Below are 23,323 nucleotides of genomic sequence, written 5' to 3' on the forward strand. Positions count from 1 at the left end.
CCGGGTCCGGTTTCAGTGTTTGGAGTCGTCGAGTAGCGCCACGCTGTCGAACTCGCGCTGGTTGGCGAAGTGCTTGCGCTGGATGATGAACATCGATACGGCCATGAACAGCCCGAAAGCGATGATGACCGCGCTGATCGATACGTCGAGCCAGATGAGCAGTGCGTAGAGCAGGATCATCACCAGAATCGACAGGTTCTCGTTGAAGTTCTGCACGGCGATCGAGTGACCTGCACCCATGAGAATGTGTCCTCGGTGCTGCAGCAGGGCATTCATGGGCACCACGAAGAAGCCGGCCATGGCACCGACCGCCACCAGCAGAAGCATCACGGCGATCATGCGCAGATCGATGGCCATGGCGTGTCCCATCAGCTCGAAGTTCGTCAGCGGTATCTGCGGCACGTAGGGCACTGCGACCATCAGGAACATCGCGAAACCCATGGCGATGCCCAGTGGAATCACGCTTGGAGAACGTCTCAGCGTAATCTTGCGCGCCGCCATGACCGCACCGACCGAGATGCCGATCGCCACCACACCTTGAAGCAAGGAAGCCTTTGACAACTCGATGCCCAGTGAGTCGTCCGCCCATTTGAGCACGATGAACTGCAAGGTTGCGCCGGCGCCCCAGAAAAGAGTCGTGACGGCGAGGGAAATCTGACCAAGCTTGTCACGCCACAGCAGCTTCAGGCAGTGATTGAAGTCATGGAGCAGGTAGAGCGGATTGTTCTTGAGCGGCTTGTGATCGACGCCCGTGTCGGGGACGAACAGGTTGAAGATCGCCGCCAGCAGATAGATGAAGCCGACAACCAGCAAGGCCATTTCGAAGGACGTATCCATGAACGGAATGTTCAGAGACAGCAACTTGTCCGATACGCCCGGGAAGATCAGTGCGCCTCCGATGCCGGTCCCGAGGATGATGGCGCCGATGGTCAGGCCCTCGATCCAGCCGTTGGCGACCACCAGCAGGCGGTGGGGCAGGTACTCGGTGAGAATGCCGTACTTGGCCGGTGAGTAGGCCGCAGCACCCAGGCCCACGATGGCGTAGGCGAACAGGGGATGCATGCCGAACAGCATGGTCATGCAGCCGCCGATCTTGATGGTGTTGCTGATGAGCATCACCCGCCATTTGGGCATCGAATCGGCGTACGCGCCAACGAATGCCGCCAGGGCCACATAGGAGATGGTGAAGAAGAACTTCAGCATCGGCTCGTATTGCGGCGGCGCCTGCATATCCTTGAGCAAGGCGATCGAGACGATCAGCAGAGCGTTGTCGGCCAGCGCGGAGAAGAACTGCGCTGCCATGATGATGTAGAAACCGAGCGGCATCGTGCGGGCCGGAAGCTTTTGTGGCGAGCCCGGTTTATACCACGAAGACAGTATTGATTCTTGCGACATGATTCCGCCTGCGAATCAATTGGTGCGAACGGACGGTCATTTGTGTTCAAATCACCCTACATAAACTAGATTTATCAGACCCCATGGCAGATCGACGTTTGCAGGTGTTCTCCGCCGTCGTCAAACACGGCTCATTCACACGGGCGGCCGAGCGCCTGTTCATGACCCAGCCTGCGGTCACCTTTCAGATCAAGCAGCTCGAAGAGCACTTCAACACGCGCTTGCTCGAGCGCGGACACGGTCACGCCAAGCCGACACCGGCGGGGCAGATCGTGGCTGACTACGCGGAAAGGATTCTTGAACTCAATGCCGAGCTCGAATCGCGTGTGGCCGAACTCACGGACGAGTTGGCAGGCACGCTCAACATCGGTACGAGCACGACGATTGCCGCCTACTGGTTGCCACATATTCTGGAGGGCTTCAAGCGCACCTATCCGCGCGTGATTCCCCGTGTCTCGGTCGGTAACTCGCAGCTGATCGTCGACCGGGTGGCCTCGCGGGAGCTGGATCTGGGGCTCATCGAAATCGTCAGCGACGAGCCCTCGCTGGAGCGCCATGCGGCTGCGGACGACGAGTTGCTGGTGATCTGTCAGCCCGGCTGCAAGCTCACCGCGCACGCCTCCCTGAGTGCGGAAAAACTCAAGGATTTCGCGTTCATCACGCGCGAGCCGGGCAATGCCATCCGCGATCTGGCCGAGCAGTACTTCGAAGCGGCGGGCATTCCGATGGACGACGTGAACATCGCGGCCGAGCTGGGGAGCCTCGCCGCCGTCAAGCAGCTGGTGAGCGAAGGCTTTGGCTATGCAATTGCCTCGTATTCAGCGATCCAGCGCGACATCAACGAAGGGCGGCTGGCCTCGGTGCCCTTGTCTCCGCGCCTGTACACGCCGCTCGAGGTCATTCTGCCGAAGGACAAGTTCCGTTCGCGCCTGATCACCACCTTCGCTGAGTTCGCCACCGAGGTGATCCAGAACCGCGCAAAGCGCGACTGAGTCCATGGCAACAAAGGCAAAACAGAAAAGCACATACGCCTGTACCGAATGCGGCGGAAACACACCGCGCTGGCAAGGCCAGTGCCCGCATTGCGGGCAGTGGAACACCATCGTCGAAACCGCGCCCGAGGTCTCCAGTGGCCCGGCCCGTTTCGCCGCCCTGGCGGGTGCCACGGCCGGCTTGCAGGATCTGGCCGAAATCGCCCCCAGGGAAACCCCGCGGATCTCCACCGGAATCAGTGAATTCGATCGGGTGCTCGGCGGTGGCCTGGTCGCCGGCGGCGTCGTGCTGATCGGGGGTGATCCGGGCATCGGCAAATCGACCCTGCTATTGCAGGCGCTCTCGGGGCTCGCCTCGACGCAATCGGTTGCTTACGTGACCGGTGAGGAGTCGGCTGATCAGGTGGCGTTGCGCGCCCAGCGCCTGCAACTGCCCACCAAGGGGCTGCAACTGCTGCCTGAAATCGGCCTTGAGACCATCCTCAATACGCTCTCCAAGGCCAAGCCGAAGATCGTGGTCATCGACTCGATCCAGACCTTGTATTCGGATGCCTACACTTCGGCGCCCGGTTCAGTCACCCAGGTACGCGAGTGTGCCGCGCAGCTGACGCGTTACGCGAAGCAGACCGGCACCACGCTCATCATCGTCGGCCATGTCACCAAGGACGGTGCGCTGGCCGGTCCGCGGGTGCTTGAGCACATGGTCGATACGGTGCTGTATTTCGAAGGCGACACCCATTCGAACTTCCGCCTGATCCGCGCCTTCAAGAACCGCTTCGGTGCGGTGAACGAGCTCGGTGTATTTGCCATGACCGACCGCGGCCTGCGCGAGGTTTCGAATCCGTCAGCGATTTTCCTCTCGCAACACAGTCAGCAGGTGGCCGGCGCCTGCGTGCTGGTGACGCAAGAGGGCACACGCCCCTTGCTGGTCGAGGTACAGGCGCTGGTGGACAGCTCCCATGCTCCCAGTCCGCGCCGCCTGAGTGTGGGGCTGGAACAGAACCGTCTTGCCATGTTGCTGGCGGTCGCCCATCGTCACGCCGGCATCCAGTGCGCCGATCAGGATGTCTTCGTGAACGCCGTTGGCGGTGTCAAGATCACCGAGCCCGCCGCCGATCTGGCGGTGCTGCTGGCGATTGTGTCTTCACTCAAGAACCGCGCCTTGCCGCGCCAGCTGGCCGTCTTTGGCGAGGTCGGTCTGGCCGGAGAAATTCGCCCTGCGCCGCGCGGTCAGGAGCGCCTCAAGGAAGCCGCCAAGCTGGGCTTTACCCACGCGGTCATCCCGAAAGCCAATGCGCCCAAGGGCGGGGTTAAGGGCATTCATGTGGTGGCGGTCGACCGGGTGGAAGAGGCGATCTCGGCCGTGTCATCGCTTGAGTGAACGCCGAGCCCGGGTCAGAGGAGATGCCCCCATGAAAAGTCGTCGTGCTGGTTGGACCGTACTGCTCTTTCTGGTCTGGATTTTCCCTGTCTGGGCTGAGGACTTCGGCGCGCCCAGGCTCGTTAACCCTGATGAACAGGCCTGGTTTTCACCGCCGGGACTGACCGGCGTCCAAGGCGCGTGGATGCTCAGTGACGGCAAGTCCGCCACCTCGTACGCACTGCGTGTTCGGCTTGAGCCGGGCGCCCGCATTCCGCCGCATACCCATCCGGATACCCGCTACTCCACGGTGCTTTCCGGTACGCTCTACGTGGGCTTTGGCGAGCAGTTTGACGAATCCAGACTGGTGGCCATTCCGCAAGGCGCTGTGTATGAGGCGCCGGCAGGCGTACCGCATTTCCTGTTCGCCAAGGAGGGGCCGGTGGAATACCAGGAAGGGGGTGTCGGCCCCACCGGCACCACCCCGATCAAACACTGACCGGAGGCCCGCATGATCGTGACTGTCTTTCGTTCCCGCCTCAAACCCGAGGCAATGACGGCGTACATGCCCATGGCCGCGCGCATGAGCGAGCTGGCCCGGGGGATGCCGGGGTACGTCTCGCACAAGGTGTTTACGTCGGAGGATGGCGAGCGGGTCACCATCGTCGAATTCGAGTCGGAGGCGACCCACCGTGCCTGGGCGACGCATCCGGAGCATATCAATGCGCAGCGCAAGGGGCGGGCGGACTTCTACGAGGCCTACTCCCTTCAGGTCTGTGAGGTGAAGCGTCAGACGGTTTTTCCCTCGGATGCCTGAGGCGGGTCGTGTGACGCGCCGCGACCGGATTGCGCGGGCGCGGCGCCGGTTGCTGGAAGAAACGTCACCGCGCCTGCACATGGCGCTGATCGTGGCGATGACCGCCATCATCGGTTGGGTGGCTTCCTTCGTGCTGTTGCGTCTCGGGCTCGACAGCATGGCCGTACGCTACCCGCTGGCCACCGGCGTGGCCTACATCGGCTTTCTGGGCTTGATCTGGTTGTGGCTGCGGTCCAATGCGGGTGACTACGCGGATGTGGTCGATCTGTCGTCTGATCTGCTGATGCAGGTGCCTGACGCCGGGCCCTCTGGTGGTCTCTTTTCTCAGCCGGTGAGTGGCGGGGGTGGGCAGTTCGCGGGGGGCGGTGCGTCGGGCGGCTGGGACAGCGCAATTGCGGACGATACGACGGCCCTGGATGGCGTCGACGGCGACAGTCTGGGCGAGGCGCTCGGTTCCGTGAGCGATGCCGATGAGATGACCATTCCGCTGGTGGTGATCTTCCTGTTGATCGGACTCGCGTTTGCGTCGTTCTATGTGATCTATGTGGCGCCTTTGCTGCTTGCGGAGGTGATGGTCGATGGCGCCATTGCGTACGCCTTCTTTCGCCACATGCGAGGGCTCGACCCGCACCACTGGCTCAGCAGTGCCATGCGCCGCTCAGTCGTGCCGTTCGCGCTGACGGCGGCCTTCCTGTCCGTGACGGGTCTGGCGATGGCGCACTATGCGCCCGACGCGCATTCCATTGGCGGGGTCGTCAAGCACGCGTCCTCGCCTTGAGCCCGGTCGCGTGGTGCCGCCTTTCGCCAGTTCATTCTTCCCGTCGTGTCGCTGCGCAAAAAAACGTGGGCACGCGGCCCACGTTGAGTTGCCCGTCGGGCGTGGCAGGAAAACTTACTTTTCGACGAAGGCGCGTTCGATCACGTAGTCGCCGGGTTCGCCGATGCGAGGCGAAATCTCGAAGCCAGCTTCATCGAGCAGGTCGCAGCAGTCCTTGAGCATGGCCGGGCTGCCGCAGATCATGGCCCGGTCGACTTTCGCATCCAGTGGCGGCAGGTCGAGATCGCGCATGAGCTTGCCACTGCGAATCAGGTCGGTCAGGCGACCGTTGTTGCGGAAGGGCTCGCGGGTGACGGTGGGGTAGTAGAGGAGTTTTTCCTGAACGGCCTCACCGAAGTACTCGTGCTCGCGCAGGGTGCTTTCGATGAACTCCGAGTAGGCCAGTTCGTTCACCTGGCGCACGCCGTGGATCAGCACGATGCGGTCGAAGCGCTCGTAGGCTTCCGGATCCTGAATCACGCTCATGAAGGGTGCCAGGCCGGTGCCGGTGGCCATGAGGTAGAGGTTGCGGCCCGGTCGCACATCGTGCAACACCAGGGTGCCGGTGGGCTTGCGGCTCACCACGATCTCGTCGCCCGGCTGCAGGTGTTGCAGTTTGGAGGTCAGCGGACCGTTCGGCACCTTGATGCTGAAGAACTCCAGGTGCTCTTCATAGTTCGGACTGGCGATGCTGTAGGCGCGGGTCAGCGGGCGGCCTTCGTGCTGCAGACCGATCATGACGAACTGGCCATTCTCGAAACGCAGGCCACGGTCGCGCGTGGTGCGGAAGCTGAACAGCGTGTCGTTCCAGTGGTGAACGCTGAGGACGCGTTCGGTGCCCAAAGTGCTCATGGTGTTCTCCGTGGGGGTGATCAGGGTTGGACACAGTGTAGGCGGGGCTCTATATTCAAAAAAGCGAATTGTTTGAATATGGTTTATCGGATAAATCGATATGAAGCTCACCCTGAGACAACTGGATGTGTTCTTTGAAGTGGCCCGCCTCGGAAGTGTGTCGGAGGCGGCCAAGAGCCTGGCGATGTCCCAGTCGGCAGCCAGCGCGGCGCTGGGGGAACTGGAGCGCCAGTTCGATATCCGCCTGTTCGACCGGATCGGCCGCAACGTGAGGCTCAACGCGCTGGGCGAGCAGATGCTGCCGATGGTCTCGGAGGTGCTCGACCGGGTGCGCGAACTGGAGCAGCACCTCGGGGGCGAGCAGGGGCCGGGGCATCTGCGGGTGGGGGCGACGCTGACCATTGGCAACTACCTGGCGACGCTGATCGTGGCCGAATATCTGCAACGCTACCCGGCCGCACGCACCGACCTGCATGTGCACAACACCTCCGACATCATCAGCGGTCTGCTGGCCTACGAACTCGACATCGGCCTGATCGAAGGCCCCTGCAACCACCCCGACCTGATCGTCGATCCGTGGGTGGCGGATGAACTGGTGATCTTCGCCGCGCCCGATCACCCGCTGGCCGGGCGTGTCGATGTGAGCGTGGCCGATCTGGCGGCGGCCGACTGGATCCTGCGTGAGCGGGGCAGTGGCACGCGCATCACCTTCGAGCAGGCCATGCGCCATGTGTGGGGTGAGTTGTCGATCCGGCTGGAGCTGGAGCACACCGAGGCCATCAAGCGTGCTGTCGAGGCAGGTCTGGGGCTGGGTTGCATCTCGCGCCTGGCCTTGCGCGACGCGTTCCGGCGCGGCTCGCTGGTACCCATCGAGATGCCCCGACTCGATCTGGCCCGGGAATTCTCCTTCGTGTGGCACCGCCACAAATTCCGCACACCAGGCATGCAGCGCTTTCTCGAACTGTGCCGTCAACGCACCGAAGGCGTGGATCGCAGTGACCACATCGCCTTGCCGTTCGTGCCGTGAGCGTGCGCGGCGGTTCTCGGGGGGCGCCCGGCGGGGTATAGTCCGCACTCCTTTGTTTCACCCGCGAAGCGCTGCTGGCGCTGCCGCTGCTTGTTCTCTCCGTTCCCATGCCGCTGCCCACATTCGATCCTGCTGATTACGATCAACAACTGGCCGACAAGGTCGCCCGCTACAAGGCCGACTTCGCGGCAGTGGGGCTGCCTGAGCCCGAGGTGTTCGAGTCCGAGCGCTCGGCGTATCGCATGCGCGCCGAATTCCGCATGTGGCATGTGGGCGAGGAAGTTCACTACGCCATGTTCGATCCGGCCGATCGAAAGACGCCGGTGATGATTGATGTCTTTCCGCCTGCGGCTGAACCCATTGCACGGGTGATGAGCTCGCTCCGGGCGCGTCTCAACGCGAACGAAACCCTGCGCCACCGGCTGTTCCAGACCGAGTTCCTGGCCACGCTCAGCGGCGAGGTGATGGTCGCGCTGGTCTATCACCGCAAGCTCGACGATGCCTGGGAGGTTGAAGCGCGTGCGTTGTCGGCCGATCTCGGGGCCGTCGTCATCGGGCGCAGTCGCAAGCAGAAAATCGTGCTTGAGCGCGACTGGCTGCAGGAGCGCTTCGAGCTCGATGGGCGCGAGCTGAGTTATCACCAGGTCGAAGGCAGTTTCACCCAGCCCAATGGCGAGGTGAATCGCCACATGTTGCGCTGGGCGCGGCGGCAGGTGGCCGGTGTCGGCGGCGACTTGCTTGAGCTGTATTGCGGGAACGGCAACTTCACCATCGCACTGGCGCCGCTGTTCGACAAGGTGCTGGCCACCGAGATGAGCAAGACCTCGGTGTATTCGGCACAGACCAACCTGCAGGCGAACGGTATTGAGAACGTCGCCATGGTGCGGATGGCCAGTGAGGAGATCAGCGATGCGCTCGCCGGTGGTCGTGAATACCGGCGCATGAAGGATGTGGATCTGGCGAGCTACAACTTCACCACCTTGTTCGTCGATCCGCCGCGCGCGGGCCTTGACGAGGCCACTGTCACGCTGGCCGGGCGCTTCGATCACATTCTGTACATCTCGTGCAATCCCGAGACCCTGCGCGCCAATCTCGATGTGCTGACCCGGACACACCGTGTGGCGTCGGCTGCGGCCTTCGATCAGTTTCCATACACCCATCACCTGGAGTGCGGGGTGTTCCTCGTCAGGCGTTGAGCCGATTGTCAGCCGTTGCCGGGTCGTAACACGCGGATTCGCACTCTGCGGCGCAGGGGTGACGTCCAAGGCCCTCGGTCAGGCATTCCAGCGCGCATTGGGCGCAGCGACCACAGGTGTCGACGATGCCCAGTGCCTCGCGCAAGTCCCTCATGGATTGCACCCCACCGGCCACGGCGTCCTGAATCTGCCGCTCGGTCACTGCAGTGCACACGCACACATACATCGAAGACTCCTTGCCGATGTGGATTTTCCTCATATCAAGCAAGACACAGGCCAGTGCAGATTTTGTTGGACTGGTCTTCAAGTGATTGAAAGAACGGCCGAACTCCGTTGTGTCTTGGGTGCGGTGCTGGTGTCGGTTGTCTACAACACGACATACCGCGCTTGCGACGGCACGGCGAAACGGGTTGCAGCTGTTACACTTATTTACCTTCAGTGCAATTGGCGACCGGCCGATAAATGACACTCACAGACACAAAGAACGACTGACGGCAATCCAATGGATGCTCGTGCCACGCCAGAAGATTCGCCGCAACATGTTGATGCCCGATCCGGGACCCGTGTTTTCCCCTCGTTGATGCCTGATGTTGAAGTGCCTGAGTTGCCTCGTCAGCGGCCGCTTGTGCTCGGGATACTGCTGTTCTTTCTTGTGCTCGTTGCCGGTCTCTGGCTCGCCATTACGCAGCAGCTGACCGAACTGGGCCACGCCGCCGAGGCCGGTGCCCGCCGCGATCTGTCCAACCTCTCGCTCGCTTTTGGCGAACATATCCGATCGCTGTCTCAGGGACTGGATCAGACGCTGGTGAGTCTGCGTCAGCAGTGGGTGGACGATCGAGCCCGGTTCGACGCATCCGTCCATCGCTATACCCAGGCCGTCGCTCAGGATTACAACATCCAGATCGCGGTCATCGGCCGCGATGGCCGCCTGGCGTACAGCAACCTCAATCCCGACGTACAGCCGATCGATCTGTCCGACCGGGCGCATTTCAAGGTGCATCGCGAACGCGACACGGACAGCCTGGACATCAGCGAGCCGGTACTGGGCCGGGTATCAAAGCGCTGGAGCATCCAGTTCACGCGCCCGATTCTCGATCGGGACGATCAGTTCGCAGGCGTCATCGTCATGTCGGTGGCGCCCGAGTATTTCTCGAACTTCTATCAGCGCATCGGCCTGGACGAAGGTGGGGTTGTGACCCTGATCCGTCGGTCCGGGGAAGTGCTGGCGCGTTGGCCGCCTCTGGACATGGCCATTGGAACCCGGGTGGGTGACCTGCTGCCCCCCGCCGGCAATGGGCAGGGGGTTGTCACCGAGTTTCGCTCGCCGATCGACGACGAACTGCGCATCTACGCACTACGGGCTTTGCCCGAACTCGGTCTGATCGTGTCGGTCGGTCAGTCGGTGCGGGCCATCGAGGCGACGACCGCCGATCAGAGAGACTCCCTCATTCTCGTCGGTGCCGGCGCCAGCGTCGCCATTCTCGCGTTCGCATTGAGTCTGTTGAGCAGTCTGGCCAATCGCGCTCGCGCGCAGAGGCGGCTTGCCCGGGCGCGCGAGCGCGACCGGGTGCTGCTGACCGCGCTCGAATCCGTGCCCAGCGGCATCATCGTGACCGACGCCGAAGCGCGCATCCAGTGGGTCAATCCCGCGTTTCTGGCGCTGACCGGTTACTCGATGGAGGAGGCGATCGGAAAGAAGCCCTCCGAGCTGGTGAAGTCGGGCGTGCAGGCGCCGCCGTTTTACGAGTCCATGTGGGCCCGCCTCAGGTCAGGGGCCGTCTGGCGCGGCGAACTGGTCAATCGGCGCAAGGACGGCAGCCAGTACGATGAGGAGTTGATGATCGCGCCGGTGGGCGACGAAAACGGCCAGACCACCCACTTCGTGGGCATCAAGCTCGATGTGACCGAACGCAAGCGTGCCCAGCTGGCACTGGCCAACGAAAGTGAGCGCAATGAATTGCTGTTGCGCATGGCCACTGACGGCATCCTGATCGTGGATGGCGATTGCCGAATCGTCGAGGCCAACAATGCCTACGCCAACCTGGTTGGCTTCAGCCGGGATGAACTGTTGCGCATGGGAGTCGGCGATATCGATGCATGTCTGTCCTCGGGGCAGATCAGATCGATGGTGGCCGAACTGTTCGATGGCCGATGTGATCGGCGTGACTTCGAGAGCCGTCATCGCCGCGTGGATGGTCAGCTCGTCGATGTCGAGGTCAGTGCCGGTCGCGTCAGTATCGGCGATGATGTCTTGTTGTACTGCTCGGTGCGGGATATTACCGAGCGCAAGCGGCTCGCGGCAGCCACGAGGGAAAACGAGCAGCTTTGGCGCTTTGCGCTCGATGGCTCGGGCGTGGGTGTTTTCGACTGGCATATGGACACCGGCGAGATCAGCTTCTCGGCCTCGGCCAACGCCTTGCTCGGCATCGAGCCCGATGATCCGGTGAAGCGCATCGAGGACTGGGAGGCCCGGGTCCACCCGCTTGATGAACGTGCTCGCCGTGAGGCGATCAACACGGCCATATCGAGCGAGTCGGGCTTGTATCAGTGCGAGTACCGTTACCGGATTCCTTCCGGGCACTGGAAATGGATCCTCTCGCGCGGCGCCGTCATCCGCCGCGAAGCCGATGGGACGCCGTTGCGCATGGTCGGCACCTTTGCCGATATCGATGCGGAGAAGCGCAAGCGCGAGCAAGCGGCGCTACGCACGCGGGTGATGGAGTCGCTCACCCGTGGCGGAAGCATGGAAGACGTGCTGGCAATGACGCTGCGCGGGCTCGAGCGAAACAATTTCGGTCTGTTGTTCGCCATGATGAGCGAGTTGGACGATCATCGCCTCTCGGTGGACATGACCTCCGATATGGGGCGTTATTTGCTGGGCGGACGCGCCTTCGACTACGAGGGTGACATCGTCTCGGCCGGCAACAGTCTGTGTCTGGGTGAGGAGATCCACCTCCCGGAGGGCGCGAACGTCTTCTGGGCATCCTTGCAACGATTTGCCGAATCGGTGGGGCTGGTGGCATGTTGGGCGGAGCCGGTGGCGCTTGCTTCCGGGCAACTCAATGGCGTGCTGGTGGCCTTCGGGCGTGAGGAACAGCGCTTCGTACCGCCCGATCTGCCGGAAATGCAGCAAAGCGCAGCCCTGATCGGGATTGCCATTCATCGCAAGCGCACCGACGAAGCCCTGCGCCTGGCGGCCTCCGTGTATGAAGCCAGCAGCGAATCGGTCATGGTGGTTGATCCGCAGAACCGCATCGTGGCGATCAACCCGGCATTCACCGCCACCACGGGCTACACGCTCGACGACATCTTCGGTCACGACCCGAAAATCCTCTCGTCCGGACGCCACGACGCGAGCTTCTACCAGGACATGTGGCATTCGATAATGACCACCGGAAGCTGGCGGGGTGAAATCTGGAACCGTCGCAAGAGCGGAGAAGAGTTTGTCGAGTGGGTGAGCATCAATACCGTGCTTGACGAGGCCGGCGAGGTGCAGCGGCGGGTGGCGGTGTTCACCGATATCTCGGATCGCAAGGCGGCCGAAGAAATGGTGTGGCGCAAGGCCAATTACGACGGTTTGACCGGCTTGCCCAACCGGCAACTGTTCATGGACCGCGTGCAGCATGCGCTCACCGCAGCAGAGCGCGACCAGGAAGTGGTGGGCCTGCTGTTTGTCGATCTGGATCATTTCAAGGATGTGAACGACACGCTCGGCCATGAAATGGGCGACCTCATGTTGCAGGAAGCGGCCCGGCGCATTCGCGCCTGTGTTCGCCAGTCCGACACGGTCGCGCGGATGGGGGGAGACGAATTCACCGTGTTGCTGCCATCGCTCGACACGGCACTGGTGGCCGAGCGCATTGCCCAGCAGGTGACCGAACGCCTGGCCGAACCCTTCCAGCTCGGAGCCGAAGTGGCCTATGCCTCGGCCAGCGTGGGCATCACCTTGTATCCGGAAGACGGCCAGACGACCGAGATGCTCTTCAAGCAGGCGGATCAGGCCATGTATGCGGCCAAGGCCGCGGGCCGGAACCGTTACTCCTGGTTCACGCCGCAGATGCGGCGTGAAGCGGAGTTGCGCCATTCACTGGCCAACGACATCCGGACGGCCCTGGCCGAAAACCAGTTCGAACTGCACTACCAGCCCATCATGTGCCTGCGCACGGGGCAGGTCAGCAAGGCCGAAGCGCTCATTCGCTGGCACCACCCGGAACGCGGCCCGATCTCGCCCGGACTGTTTATCCCCATTGCCGAGGATACGGGGCTCATCAACGATATCGGCCACTGGGTGTCGCAAGAAGCCCTGCAGACCCTGATCCGCTGGAATTCGTCGACGCCGGAGCGCGGCCAGCCGCGAATTTGCATCTCGGTCAACCGCTCGCCGCGCGAGTTTCTGACCCCCGGGACGCACGAGGAATGGGTTCATACGCTCAGGGCGCACGGGGTTCCGCCCGAAGCGCTCATCGTCGAAATCACCGAAGGGCTGCTGCTGGACGACCGGGAAGAGGTCACCAGCAAACTCAGCGCTTTCCGGGATCGTGGCATCCAACTGGCGCTGGATGACTTCGGTACCGGTTATTCCGCCATGTCGTATCTCCAGCGCTACGACATCGATTTCCTCAAGATCGATCGCTCCTTCGTCAAGCATCTGGCCAGCTCGTCGCGCGACCGGGCCATCGCCGATGCGGTCATTGCCATGGCCCACGCCCTGGGTATCCGGGTGATCGCCGAGGGGGTCGAACATGAAGGCCAGCGAGACCTGCTGGCGGCCGCCGGCTGCGATTTCATGCAGGGTTACCTCTGTGCGCCGGCCTTGCCGGCGCACGAGTTCGAGTCCCGCTTCCTGAGCGCGTCAGCGCCCTGAGGCCTCAGACCGCCGCCACAAGACCGTCACTGCGCGGGTCGGCGGCGCCTTCGATCCGTCCATCGGGATGCCTGACCAGCGCGCCGGCGTGGCCCATGGTGTCGCTGAACGCTTCATCGAGCAGCTCGACGTCATGGCCGGCCGCTTTGAGCGACTCGACCAGCGCCGGGTCGAAGCGGCTTTCGAGTTTGAGTGTCGTGGTCTCGTCCCCCCAGGTGCGACCGAGCAGCCAGCGCGGGGCGCTGACGGCATGCTGCAGGCTGTGGCCGAAGCGGGCATAACGGGTGAACACCATGGCCTGGGTCTGGGGCTGACCTTCGCCGCCCATGGTGCCGTAGGGCATGACGCGACCGTCATCGAACAGGGCCATGGACGGGTTGAGCGTGTGGAAGGGCTGACGGCCGGGCTCCAGCGTGTTGAGGGCGCCGGGGTCGAGCGAGAAGCTGATGCCCCGGTTCTGCCAGGTGACGCCGGTGTCCTTGAGCACCACACCGGAGCCGAACTCCCAATACACGCTCTGGATGAAACTGACCGCGCGCCCGTCCTTGTCGATGCAGCCCATCCAGATGGTGTCGCCGGGTGCGGCCGGGTCGGGCCAGGGCAGGGCGACCTGCATGTCGATGGTGGCGGCGCGTTCCTTGAGTGCGGACTCTGACAGAAAGCCCATCGGATCGGCCGGCAGTCGGCCCGGATCGGTGACCACCCGGTCGCGCACGCGGAAGGCGCGCTTGGTGGACTCGACCAGCCCGTGAACGTAATCGAAACCTTCGCCTGTCTTGATCCCCAGTTGCTCGAAGATGCCGATGATCATCAGGTGCGCCAGCCCCTGGGTCGGCGGCGGCATGTTGTACACCGTGGCGTCATTCAGGCGCACCGACAGCGCATCGACAATCCGGGCCTCGTAGGCATTGAGATCGCTGGTGCGCACCGGGCTGCCCAGGCGCTCAAGCTCGGCGCCCATGGCCTCGGCGATCTGGCCGCGGTAGAAGTCATCAAGACCACGTTCGGCAAGACCTTGGAGCGTTGCAGCCAGGGCGGGTTGACGCAGGATGTGGCCCACTTCGGGCGGCGCGCCATTGACCAGGAAGGTATCGGCGAAGCCCGGGGCGTCTTTCAGGCCGTCGAGCTTCGCTGTGGTCAGTGCCGTCTGGCTGGCCGTCACGGCAATGCCGTCGGTGGCATGGCGGATGGCGTCGGCCAGCAGGCGCGACAGGGGCAGTGCCTTGCCCCAGTGCGAGGCGACCTGCAAGGCCTTGTCCCAGCCGCCGATGGTGCCGGCAACCGTGAGCGCCGCCTTGGGGCCGCGCGAGGGGATGGCCGTCTCGCCGGCGTAGAACGCGCGACTCGCCAGTGCTGCGGCCGGACCGCAGGCCGAGATCGCCACCGGCGCCTTGCCCGGCTCGCGAATGAGCCAGAAGCCGTCGCCACCGATGGCATTCATGTGGGGATAGACCACCGCAATGGTCGAGGCGGCAGCCACCATGGCCTCGACCGCATTGCCGCCGTCGCGCAGCACGTCGCGTCCAGCTTGCGCCGCCAGATGGTGAGGGGCCACGTGCATGCCGCCCAGGGCGCTGAGGGTGTGAATCATTGTTGTCTCCGATCCGAATCAGATCATCATGCCAAAAGGCCGTAGAACATGCGAAGGGAAGTGAGTAGCAGGAAGACCGCGAACACCTGTCGAAGTCGGCGCGCGTCGATGGCATGAGCCAGTGCGGCGCCCCAGCCGCTGGTGAGCATGGTCATGGGCACGATCAGGGCCCAGCCCAGCAGATTCACGTAGCCGATGCTGCCAGGGGGGCGCAGCGGCACATCCATACCGTTGATGAGAAAGCCGATGGTGCCGGGGATGCTGATCACCACGCCCAGCGCGGCGCCGGTGCCCACGGCCGTGTGCATGGGGGTGCGAAAGGCGCTGAGTGTCGGGACCGACAGGGTGCCGCCGCCGATGCCCATGAGGCAGGAAATGCCGCCGATGATGAGGCCCATGAACGAGGTGCCCGCTGTGCCCGGCAACTGGTCAGCCACCGCGAAACCGTCTTTCTTGAAGGCCATGTTGATGGCCACGAGCAGCGCCACGGTGGCGAAGATCGACGACAGTACCTTGCCGCTCAGATAGCCCGACAGGATCGTGCCCACGATCACCCCGATGATCACCCCCGGCATGAGCTTGGTCAGCAGTCCCTTATCCATGCTGCCGCGCTTCCTGTGCGCCCGGGCCGACATGATCGAGGTGGGGATGATGGTGGCCAGTGAGGTGCCGACGGCCACGTGCATGCGCACTGATTCGTCGATGCCCAGCAAGGTGAAGAGATGGTAGAGCACCGGCACGATCACGATGCCGCCGCCCACGCCCAGCAAGCCAGCCATGATGCCGGCGATCACGCCGGTGGCGAGCAGGGCTGCAGCGAGCCCCAGCAACCACAGGGTGCTGTATCCGTCAAAGATTTCCATTGTTGTCTCCGTGTGTCGGGCCCACCGGGGCCCGACGCGAGAAAGTCAGCCGTGTTTTTACCAGCCAATCGCCTTCGGAAGCCAGGTGGCGATACCGGGGAAGAAGAACACCAGCGCCACCGCCGCCATCTGCAAGCCCACAAAGGGCAGGGCGCCGGCATAGATGTCCCGGGTGGTGATGCCTTTGGGGGCTACCCCTTTGAGGAAGAACAGCGCCCAGCCGAAGGGCGGCGTCAGGAAGGACATCTGCAGGTTCATGGCCACCAGCGTCGCCAGCCACACCATGTCGGTGCCGTAGCTGTGGAACACCGGCAGGAACATGGGCAGGGCGATGTACGAGATCTCGATCCATTCCAGGAAGAAGCCGAGCACGAACAGCAGCAGCATCAGGAACAGGATGGCGCCCATTTCGCCGCCAGGGAGCAGATTGAATACATCGTGCACCATCTGCTCGCCGCCGAGGCCACGGAAGGCCAGCGCGAAGGGCTGGGCGCACAGCAGGATGAAGAACACCATGGCCGTGATGGTGAGCGTGCCGTGCAGGGTGTCGCGCAGCAGCGCCCAGTTGAAGCGTCTGGCGAACAGGGCGATGACGATGCTGCCCAGTGCCCCCATGGAGGCGGCTTCAGTCGGTGCGGCGACGCCGCCGATGATCGAGCCGAGCACGGCGATGACCAGCAGCAGCGGCGGGAGTACCGAACGGATCAGGTCGCGACCCAGTGTGCCCGGCTCGGCCTTGGCGCGTTCCTCAGCCGGAATGGCGGGCACCCAACTCGGGCGGAGCTTGCCGATCACGAGCAGGAACAGCACATAGATGAGGGCGAGCGCCAGGCCGGGCACGAAGGCCGCAGCGAACAGTGTGCCCACCGACTCGCCCACGATCTCGGCGAGCAGAATCAGCACCAGCGAGGGCGGGATGATCTGCCCCAGCGTGCCCGAGGCGCAGATGGTGCCGCAGGCGATCGAGGGCTTGTAGCCACGGCGCATGAGCGTGGGCAGGGTAAGCATGGCGACGGTCACAACCGTAGCACCCACGATGCCGGTCGAGGCGCCCATGAGCACGCCGACCAGGATGATGGCGATGCCCATGCCGCCATTGACCGGGCCCATCGCGCGGCCGATGGTCTCGAGCATGTCCTCGGCGACCCGGGACTTTTCAAGCATCACGCCCATGAAGACGAACAGGGGGATGGCCAGCATGGTGTAGTTGGTGACCACACCGAACAGGCGGGCCGGCAGCAGCGAGAACAGCAACTCGCCGAAGCCCAGGTAGCCTGCGACGAAGCCGGACACCGCCAGGGCGATGGCAACCGGGATGCCGAGCATCATCAGCACCAGGAAGCCGCCGATCATGCCCAGCGCAATCCATTCGTTGGGCGTCATGTCCGCACCTCCATGGAGTCATGCGGTGTGTGCGGTGCGCCGCACACAAGGGTGGCGATGGCGCGCAGCGAATCGATCAGACCCTGAATGGCCAGCAGCGAGAAGCCCAGCGGGATGAACGCCTTCACCAGATACCGGTAAGGCAGGCCGCCCGGGTCGGGCGAGCCCTCGCCGATGTCATAGGCCTGCATCACGTACGGCACCGCCAGCCAGGCGATGATGATGCCGATGGCCAGCGTCAGCAGGCCGCTGATGAGGTCGATGGTGGCTTGGGCGCGCAGACCGAATCGGTCGTACAGGAAATCCACCCGCACGTCGGCGCGGTGATAGACCGCATACGACATGCCGATCAGCGCGATGGGGGAAACCAGGTGCCATTCGAACTCCTGCATGGACACCGGGCTGAACGAGAAGGCGTAGCGCAACAGCACATTGCCCGCCACGATCAGCACCAGTGCCAGCAGGGCACCCTTGGCGACCCACCCCAGGCCCTCGATGAGGGCTTCCAGGGGTTTGAGGAGCGTGTCCATTCAGGGTCTCCGGCGCCTTACAGCGAGAGGAAGGCTTTTTCGCTCACGGCGGCCCAGGAACGATGCTTCTCGCGGAAGGCAAAGAACGCGTCGTGAACCTTCTTGGTGGCCGGGTCGGACGCGGCCAGGGTGGCCAGCGTGTCGTCAGTGACTTCCTTGAGTTTGACGATGACCGGATCAGGCAGCGGGCCGGCCTTGACGCCGAAGTTCTTGACCAGATCGTCGAGCGCGTCGGCGTTCACCGATTCGCACCAGGCGTGGCTCTCCACGTTGCAGGCGGCCGCTGCCGCCTTGACGATGGTTTGCAGGTCCGGCGGCAGGCTTTCCCAGGCCTTCTTGTTGATCATCAGTTCGGTGGCGTTGGTCGGCTCTGCCCAGCCGGTGGTGTAGTAGTAGCTGGCGGCTTTCTGCAGACCCATGCGGCGATCCTGATAGGGCCCGACAAACTCGGCCGCGTCGATCACGCCGCGCTCCAGCGCCGGGAAGATCTCGCCGCCCGGTAGCAGGCGCACGGCCACGCCCAGTTGTGAGTACACCTTGCCGGCCAGACCCGGGATGCGCATCTTCAGCCCGTCGAAGTCTTCAACCTTCTCGATCGGCTTGCGGAACCAGCCGGTCATCTGGGTGCCGGTGTTGCCCATGGGCATGGCGACGAGGCCGTGGTCGGCGTACAGCTCGTTCCACAGTTCCAGACCGCCGCCGTGGTACAGCCAGGCGTTCATGCCCTGGGTGTTCATGCCGAAGGGCACGGTGGTGAAGTACTGGGCGGCGGGGATCTTGCCGGCCCAGAAGTAGGCGTTGGCGGCGTTCATTTCTACCAGCCCCTTGGAGCAGGCATCGAAGCCTTCGAGCGCGGGGATCAGTTCGCCCGCAGCGAAATGCTGGATCTTCAGGCGGCCGCCGGACATGGCCTCCACCTTCTTGCAGAAGTCAGTGGGGCTGCCCGGGCCTTGCACGTAGAAGGGGGCGCCCGGACCGTAGGCATTGGTCATCTTCCAGTTGAAGGTCTTGGTTTCAGCTCGGACGATGGCCGGGGCGCCGAGGATGGTGCCACCCACGGCGGCACTGGAGAGGAATTTGCGACGGTTCATGCTCATGCTGAAAACTCCTGTGGGAGGTTGATTCGAAATGGCGGCTTTCCGGGGTGCCATTTGTAAAGTGCTTCAGCTGAGCTTTTGCAAGGGGTGTGCCAGTCTCTTTTTTCTCTTGATAGTCGTTAAAAAACAGATTGATAGCTTTGATTTCTGCGGTCGGGGAGTGTATTGCGCATCGCACCAAAACGGGTCCCGTATCACTTTGGTGATGCTCGGGATGGTCAGATGTGTCTGGATTTGGTGCCATTTGTAATCATCGGGACGACGATCTGGAATCAAATGCCTGCAATCGCCATCGTTCGCTGACACATGGCTGATTTGCACGACGATTGACGGGTCTGGCACCAGACTGGGGCAAATTGAGGGCAGTTTCAGGCAGAAAATGCCGCGTTCTGTTGCCTCTGAGCCTGAAGATCGCCCGCCTCAGGGCTTACAGGCGCGCACCGCCCCGACGGTTCTTAACGCGCGACAGGAGGGTTTTGCATTCAACCGAAATGATCTCGGGGCGGTTGAAGATGTGCTCGCGCACAAAGGCGTCGAAGCCCTCGGTGGAATCGGTAAGGGTGTGGATGTGCAGGCTTTGCAGGTCGCTCATGATGTAGAGGCTGACCACCTCGGGGCAGTTGGCCAGTTCCTGCGCGATCGGCTCGATGGCGACCGGGGAGACTTTCAGGTCCACGAAGGTGGAGATGACCTTGCCCAGCTTTTCCGGGTTGATGACCGCGGAGAACTGTTCGATCACGCCGGCGTCGACGAGCGCCTGCACCCGGGTGCGGGCGTGAGCGCGCGAGATGTTCAGTTGCCGGGCGATGTCGGCAAAGGAAGCGCGGGCGTCCTTGATGAGGATGGAGAGCAGGGCGCTGTCGAGCTTGTTCATGACGAGTCCGTCGCCAGCATGGCGAGTCGATGTTGGGCTTGATTATGGCCGATCAGTCGCGGCCGAGCATCTTTGTTGGCTAGGCTGCCGCATCTGATCGTTCCGGACACCGCTTGTTCTTCCGTGGCTCCATCTGTCCATGCGCCCGAGAAATTACCCTTTCCTTCGTGCAGGCTTTGATGACATCAGCGACGTGCGCAGGCTCATCATGGTCGAACACGGCGTTTTCTTGCGTCTTGCCGAGTTCTGGAGCTGCTCACCAGGGGATTCGAGCGTCGTGGGTGGCGGTCCGATGTGTCCATCGACGCTCCAGAACATGCACCGGCGCTGAACGCAGCGCTGCATCGCGGGTTCGGCGCGGCCCCCGACCTTGATGGCATCGCGCCGTTGCCGCGGGCAGCAGTGACGGTGAGCGACCACGGGCCATTGGCCGGCCAGGAGTCACCGAGCGCTGTCGGCGCGCGCTGACAGGGCAATCAGCACTCGCCCGACGAGCGCGGCTTCTGCCTGAGCGCATCATTCGTCGAACGCGAACAGACAAGAGGTCATCCCATGTCGACACTCAAGCTCATCAGAGAACGATCTGCCACGCTCATCGCAGGCGTCTACAACTCAGCGCCCATCGCCGGCCATGTGGCCGGCATGATTGGTCAGAGTCGGCCCAAGTGGCAGGTGGATGTCGTGGCACCGGGCGATATCGATATGAATCGCAAGCTCGTGCCGGAAAACAGCCGTGTCTGGCAGACCTTCAAGCGCACACACAAGGTGTTGGGTGCCTTTGGCCTGATCGGGGGCTTGGCGATCGGGTTGGTGCTGACATTGACGAATGCGGCAGTCTTCGCCTCTTCACCTGAGATGACCCTCATTGCGTTCGGCCTCTACGGCCTCTTTGGCGGACTGTTGGTGGCCGGGGCGACTGCCTTGCGGCCCGATCGGGACCTGGCTGCCATGCGTATTTCGGATGCGGCCGCTGAACATAAATGGACCGTGGTTGCACATGCCCGCGACGAGCGTGAGGCTGACTATCTGAGCGATGTCATGGCTCAATCGGGTGGGCGCGTGATCCGTTCGCTCTGACAGCCGCTGCCTGAGGGCCCGACCCGCTGTTCGGCACCGCCGTTCCCTTTCACGACGTGAGTCAATGCCATAGCCGCTGTAAAGTGGAGCCCAGGTTGTTCAGGGGGCGTGGTCGCGAATGGAGTCTGTGGATTGCGTGGTGGTTGGTGCCGGCGTGGTGGGGCTTGCGTGTGCGCAGGCGTTGGCCAGTGCCGGTCGTGAAGTGATCATCCTTGAACGGGAATCAGCCTTCGGCACGGGAATCAGTTCGCGAAACAGCGAAGTGATTCACGCCGGCCTCTACTACCCGGCCGGGTCGCTCAAAGCCCGTTTGTGCGTCGAGGGCAAGCACATGCTGTACCGATGGTGCGAAGCGCGGGGCGTGGAGCACAAGCGTTGCGGCAAGTTGCTGGTGGCGACACGGCCCGAGCAGGTCGCACGTCTCGATGCCATTACCGCCGGCGCGGCGGCCAACGGCGTGGACGACCTCAATCGGCTCGAGCGTGCGGATGTGGCGGCGCTTGAACCCGCACTGGACGTTCATGCAGCCTTGCTCTCACCGTCCACCGGGATTGTCGACAGCCACGGCCTCATGTTGTCGCTGCTGGGCGATGCGGAGGCTCACGGCGCCGTGCTGGCGCTGGAAAGCCCCGTCATGTCGGGGCGTGCCGAGGGAGATGGTGTCGTACTCGATGTCGGTGGCGAGGCGCTGATGACGCTCAAGGCGGATTGGGTCATCAACGCCGCCGGGCTTGATGCCGTCGCGCTCGCACGTAAGATCGTCTCCCCTGTGCAGTCCCGTCTACCCGTGGCCCGTTTCGCCCGCGGCGTGTATTTCACCCTCAGCGGCAAGGCACCGTTCTCGCACCTGATCTACCCCATGCCCGAAGCAGGCGGGCTGGGCGTGCATCTGACGCTCGATCTGGGTGGCCAGGCCAAGTTCGGGCCGGATGTGGAATGGATCGATTCGATCGATTACACCGTCGATCCGGACCGAGTGGGCCGCTTTTACGACGCCATACGCCACTGGTGGCCCGATCTGGACATCGCCCGACTCAGCCCCGGGTATGCCGGTATCCGCCCCAAGCTCGTGGGGCCGGGTGACGCGGACGCTGACTTTCGCATCGACGGACCCGACCAGCACGGCACGCCGGGGCTGGTTCATCTGCTTGGTATCGAATCGCCGGGTTTGACGGCGTGCCTGGCGATTGGTCGCCATGTCGAGCGAATCGTGAGCGCGACTCAAGCGTGAGCGGTGCCCTCCAGCTGCATCAGGAGTATCTGCGCAAGGTGTAATGAACTGCGCCCGGTTCCGTGCTGGATCTGCTGTCGACAGCTTGTGCCGTTCGCGACAATCAGCGCGCCTGTCGGCGCGTTTCTCACAGCGGGAAGGAGTTGCTCTTCGGCCATGCGTATTGAGAGGACATCATGCTCGGCTTCGTAGCCGAACGCGCCTGCCATGCCGCAGCAGCCGGCCTTGATGGGGGTGACGAAGACGCCGGGGATCATCCCCAGCAGGCGTTCGACCGCGGCCTGTGTGCCGAAGGCCTTTTGATGGCAGTGGCCGTGCACGAGGATCTGACGGTCGGGCAGCGGTTTGAGCGGCAAGGCACCGGGCGTCTCGTCGACCAGACGGACAAGAAACTCTTCGAGCATCAACGCGTTGCGCGCGAGCGTCGTGACTTTGCTGCCTAAACCCATTGCCCGGTACTCGTCCCGCAGCATCAGCAGGCAGGACGGCTCAAGGCCGACGATGGGGATGCCCGCCTCGGCGAAGGGCGATAGTGTGTTCAGTAGTTCCGACGCGCGATGCTTTGCTTCCTCGATCCTGCCCTGGGACAGATAAGTGCGCCCGCAACACAGTGGTTGACCCTGCGAAGATCGTCGTGGCAGGTGAACGCGGTATCCCAGTCCGGTGAGCAGCTCGAGTGCGGCCTTGGCAATGGCCGGTTCGAAGTGATTGCTGAACGTGTCTGCCAGCAACACAACATCTCCGCGCTCGCCAGTGCCATAGGCATCGAGGGGGTGTGTGTCGTGAAAACTTTTAGCCGCGGGCACCGGCAGCGGGCGGCGGGGTGCAATGCGCAGGAGGCGTCGCGCCAGCCGCCCGATGCCGGGCATGATGTTCGCCAGGTGAATGAATACGCGAAATCGTCGCGCGTAGAACACCAGATCGGGTATGCCTGCAAACAGGCGATCGCGGCGGCTGAGGTCGGAGGCGGCAGCGCGGGCGCGTGCCTCGGTGGCCAGCAACGCGATATCGACGCCGTTCGGGCATTCCCGCTTGCAGCCTTTGCATCCGATACACAGTTCCAGCGCAGAACGCAGCGCTTCGCTCTCGAAGCAGCTCCCGTCGCCCGGGCTGGCGGCCAGCGCTGCGCGGATTGCCTGCGCCCGGTGGTAAGGACTGTGCCGCGCCTCACCGGTGACCCGATAGCTGGGACACATCACCTCGTTGTGCCCAGCCAGGCATCGTTGTTGGCCGTTGCACAGACTGGCTGCTGCGGCGTAACCGGCGTCGGGGTTCGAGGGGGTGCCGATGGCTGGAGAGAAGCCGAAAGGGTCGGTATTTTCGAATGCGGACCAGTCGAGGTGGGGTGGCATGTGGG

20 protein-coding genes are annotated in these 23,323 nt (G+C 63.3%); 10 read left to right on the forward strand and 10 right to left on the reverse strand.

Annotation, left to right across the window (positions count from 1 at the left end; genetic code table 11):
- Nucleotides 1-12 precede the first annotated feature (12 nt).
- On the reverse strand, nucleotides 13-1,326 hold the full coding sequence (gene lplT, locus J0W34_RS08965) for a lysophospholipid transporter LplT (RefSeq protein WP_230971427.1): 1,314 nt from the start codon (nucleotides 1,324-1,326) through the stop codon (nucleotides 13-15).
- Between the two features lie 152 nt (nucleotides 1,327-1,478).
- Here lplT and J0W34_RS08970 point away from each other — a divergent pair, with 152 nt between their 5' ends.
- Genes J0W34_RS08970 through J0W34_RS08990 form a run of 5 tightly spaced genes read left to right on the forward strand, consistent with a single transcriptional unit; the run spans nucleotide 1,479 to nucleotide 5,342 of the window.
- Nucleotides 1,479-2,387: a LysR family transcriptional regulator gene (locus J0W34_RS08970; RefSeq protein ID WP_230971428.1), complete on the forward strand. Its 909-nt coding sequence runs from the start codon at nucleotides 1,479-1,481 to the stop codon at nucleotides 2,385-2,387.
- A 4-nt stretch (nucleotides 2,388-2,391) separates the two neighbouring features.
- Nucleotides 2,392-3,768, forward strand: coding sequence for a DNA repair protein RadA (gene radA, locus J0W34_RS08975; protein ID WP_230971429.1), 1,377 nt, complete (start codon nucleotides 2,392-2,394; stop codon nucleotides 3,766-3,768).
- Between the two features lie 31 nt (nucleotides 3,769-3,799).
- The gene (locus J0W34_RS08980; protein WP_230971430.1) at nucleotides 3,800-4,246 is read left to right on the forward strand and encodes a cupin domain-containing protein; all 447 of its coding nucleotides are present in this window, start codon (nucleotides 3,800-3,802) and stop codon (nucleotides 4,244-4,246) included.
- A gap of 12 nt (nucleotides 4,247-4,258) precedes the next feature.
- Nucleotides 4,259-4,564, forward strand: coding sequence for an antibiotic biosynthesis monooxygenase family protein (locus J0W34_RS08985; RefSeq protein ID WP_227814860.1), 306 nt, complete (start codon nucleotides 4,259-4,261; stop codon nucleotides 4,562-4,564).
- 10 nt (nucleotides 4,565-4,574) lie between these two features.
- A complete protein-coding gene (locus J0W34_RS08990) occupies nucleotides 4,575-5,342 on the forward strand; it encodes a hypothetical protein (protein ID WP_230971431.1) in 768 nt (255 codons plus the stop codon).
- A gap of 114 nt (nucleotides 5,343-5,456) precedes the next feature.
- Here the strand turns inward: J0W34_RS08990 and J0W34_RS08995 are convergent, their stop codons facing one another.
- A complete protein-coding gene (locus J0W34_RS08995) occupies nucleotides 5,457-6,233 on the reverse strand; it encodes a ferredoxin--NADP reductase (RefSeq protein ID WP_227814858.1) in 777 nt (258 codons plus the stop codon).
- 100 nt (nucleotides 6,234-6,333) lie between these two features.
- Here J0W34_RS08995 and J0W34_RS09000 point away from each other — a divergent pair, with 100 nt between their 5' ends.
- Both J0W34_RS09000 and trmA read left to right on the forward strand, forming a co-directional pair.
- Complete coding sequence (locus J0W34_RS09000; protein WP_227814857.1) at nucleotides 6,334-7,260, forward strand: LysR family transcriptional regulator; 927 nt, start codon at nucleotides 6,334-6,336, stop codon at nucleotides 7,258-7,260.
- Nucleotides 7,261-7,367: 107 nt separating this feature from the next.
- Nucleotides 7,368-8,456 (forward strand): tRNA (uridine(54)-C5)-methyltransferase TrmA, encoded by a 1,089-nt coding sequence (trmA, locus tag J0W34_RS09005; RefSeq protein ID WP_230971432.1) that lies wholly within the window; start codon nucleotides 7,368-7,370, stop codon nucleotides 8,454-8,456.
- Here trmA and J0W34_RS09010 read toward each other — a convergent pair.
- Nucleotides 8,446-8,682 (reverse strand): (2Fe-2S)-binding protein, encoded by a 237-nt coding sequence (locus tag J0W34_RS09010; RefSeq protein ID WP_227814855.1) that lies wholly within the window; start codon nucleotides 8,680-8,682, stop codon nucleotides 8,446-8,448. The genes trmA and J0W34_RS09010 overlap by 11 nt on opposite strands.
- A 369-nt stretch (nucleotides 8,683-9,051) precedes the next feature.
- Between J0W34_RS09010 and J0W34_RS09015 the strand changes: the two genes are divergently transcribed.
- On the forward strand, nucleotides 9,052-13,320 hold the full coding sequence (locus J0W34_RS09015; RefSeq protein WP_230971433.1) for an EAL domain-containing protein: 4,269 nt from the start codon (nucleotides 9,052-9,054) through the stop codon (nucleotides 13,318-13,320).
- Nucleotides 13,321-13,324: 4 nt separating this feature from the next.
- On the opposite strand, the gene J0W34_RS09020 is transcribed toward J0W34_RS09015, so the two are convergent.
- From J0W34_RS09020 to J0W34_RS09045, 6 genes are all read right to left on the reverse strand, one after another.
- A complete protein-coding gene (locus J0W34_RS09020) occupies nucleotides 13,325-14,911 on the reverse strand; it encodes a gamma-glutamyltransferase family protein (RefSeq protein ID WP_230971434.1) in 1,587 nt (528 codons plus the stop codon).
- Between the two features lie 26 nt (nucleotides 14,912-14,937).
- On the reverse strand, nucleotides 14,938-15,774 hold the full coding sequence (locus J0W34_RS09025) for a sulfite exporter TauE/SafE family protein (RefSeq protein WP_230971435.1): 837 nt from the start codon (nucleotides 15,772-15,774) through the stop codon (nucleotides 14,938-14,940).
- 57 nt (nucleotides 15,775-15,831) lie between these two features.
- A complete protein-coding gene (locus J0W34_RS09030) occupies nucleotides 15,832-17,157 on the reverse strand; it encodes a TRAP transporter large permease (RefSeq protein WP_230971436.1) in 1,326 nt (441 codons plus the stop codon).
- Nucleotides 17,154-17,687 carry a TRAP transporter small permease subunit gene (locus J0W34_RS09035; protein WP_230971437.1) on the reverse strand — a complete coding sequence of 178 codons (534 nt, stop codon included), beginning with the start codon at nucleotides 17,685-17,687 and terminating at the stop codon, nucleotides 17,154-17,156. Before J0W34_RS09035 ends, J0W34_RS09030 begins: the two co-directional genes overlap by 4 nt.
- Before the next feature lie 17 nt (nucleotides 17,688-17,704).
- Complete coding sequence (locus J0W34_RS09040) at nucleotides 17,705-18,784, reverse strand: TRAP transporter substrate-binding protein (RefSeq protein ID WP_230971438.1); 1,080 nt, start codon at nucleotides 18,782-18,784, stop codon at nucleotides 17,705-17,707.
- 427 nt (nucleotides 18,785-19,211) lie between these two features.
- On the reverse strand, nucleotides 19,212-19,658 hold the full coding sequence (locus J0W34_RS09045) for an Lrp/AsnC family transcriptional regulator (RefSeq protein WP_227814848.1): 447 nt from the start codon (nucleotides 19,656-19,658) through the stop codon (nucleotides 19,212-19,214).
- A gap of 552 nt (nucleotides 19,659-20,210) precedes the next feature.
- Between J0W34_RS09045 and J0W34_RS09050 the strand changes: the two genes are divergently transcribed.
- Together J0W34_RS09050 and J0W34_RS09055 are read left to right on the forward strand one after the other, a co-directional pair.
- Nucleotides 20,211-20,735, forward strand: a complete 525-nt coding sequence (locus J0W34_RS09050) for a hypothetical protein (RefSeq protein ID WP_227814846.1) — start codon at nucleotides 20,211-20,213, stop codon at nucleotides 20,733-20,735.
- Between the two features lie 118 nt (nucleotides 20,736-20,853).
- Nucleotides 20,854-21,966, forward strand: a complete 1,113-nt coding sequence (locus tag J0W34_RS09055) for an NAD(P)/FAD-dependent oxidoreductase (RefSeq protein WP_230971439.1) — start codon at nucleotides 20,854-20,856, stop codon at nucleotides 21,964-21,966.
- Here J0W34_RS09055 and J0W34_RS09060 read toward each other — a convergent pair.
- Nucleotides 21,957-23,318, reverse strand: coding sequence for a (Fe-S)-binding protein (locus tag J0W34_RS09060; RefSeq protein WP_230971440.1), 1,362 nt, complete (start codon nucleotides 23,316-23,318; stop codon nucleotides 21,957-21,959). The genes J0W34_RS09055 and J0W34_RS09060 overlap by 10 nt on opposite strands.
- Nucleotides 23,319-23,323: the final 5 nt, after the last annotated feature.

It is taken from the genome of Nitrogeniibacter aestuarii, from assembly GCF_017309585.1.
GTDB classification, from domain to species: domain Bacteria; phylum Pseudomonadota; class Gammaproteobacteria; order Burkholderiales; family Rhodocyclaceae; genus Nitrogeniibacter; species Nitrogeniibacter aestuarii.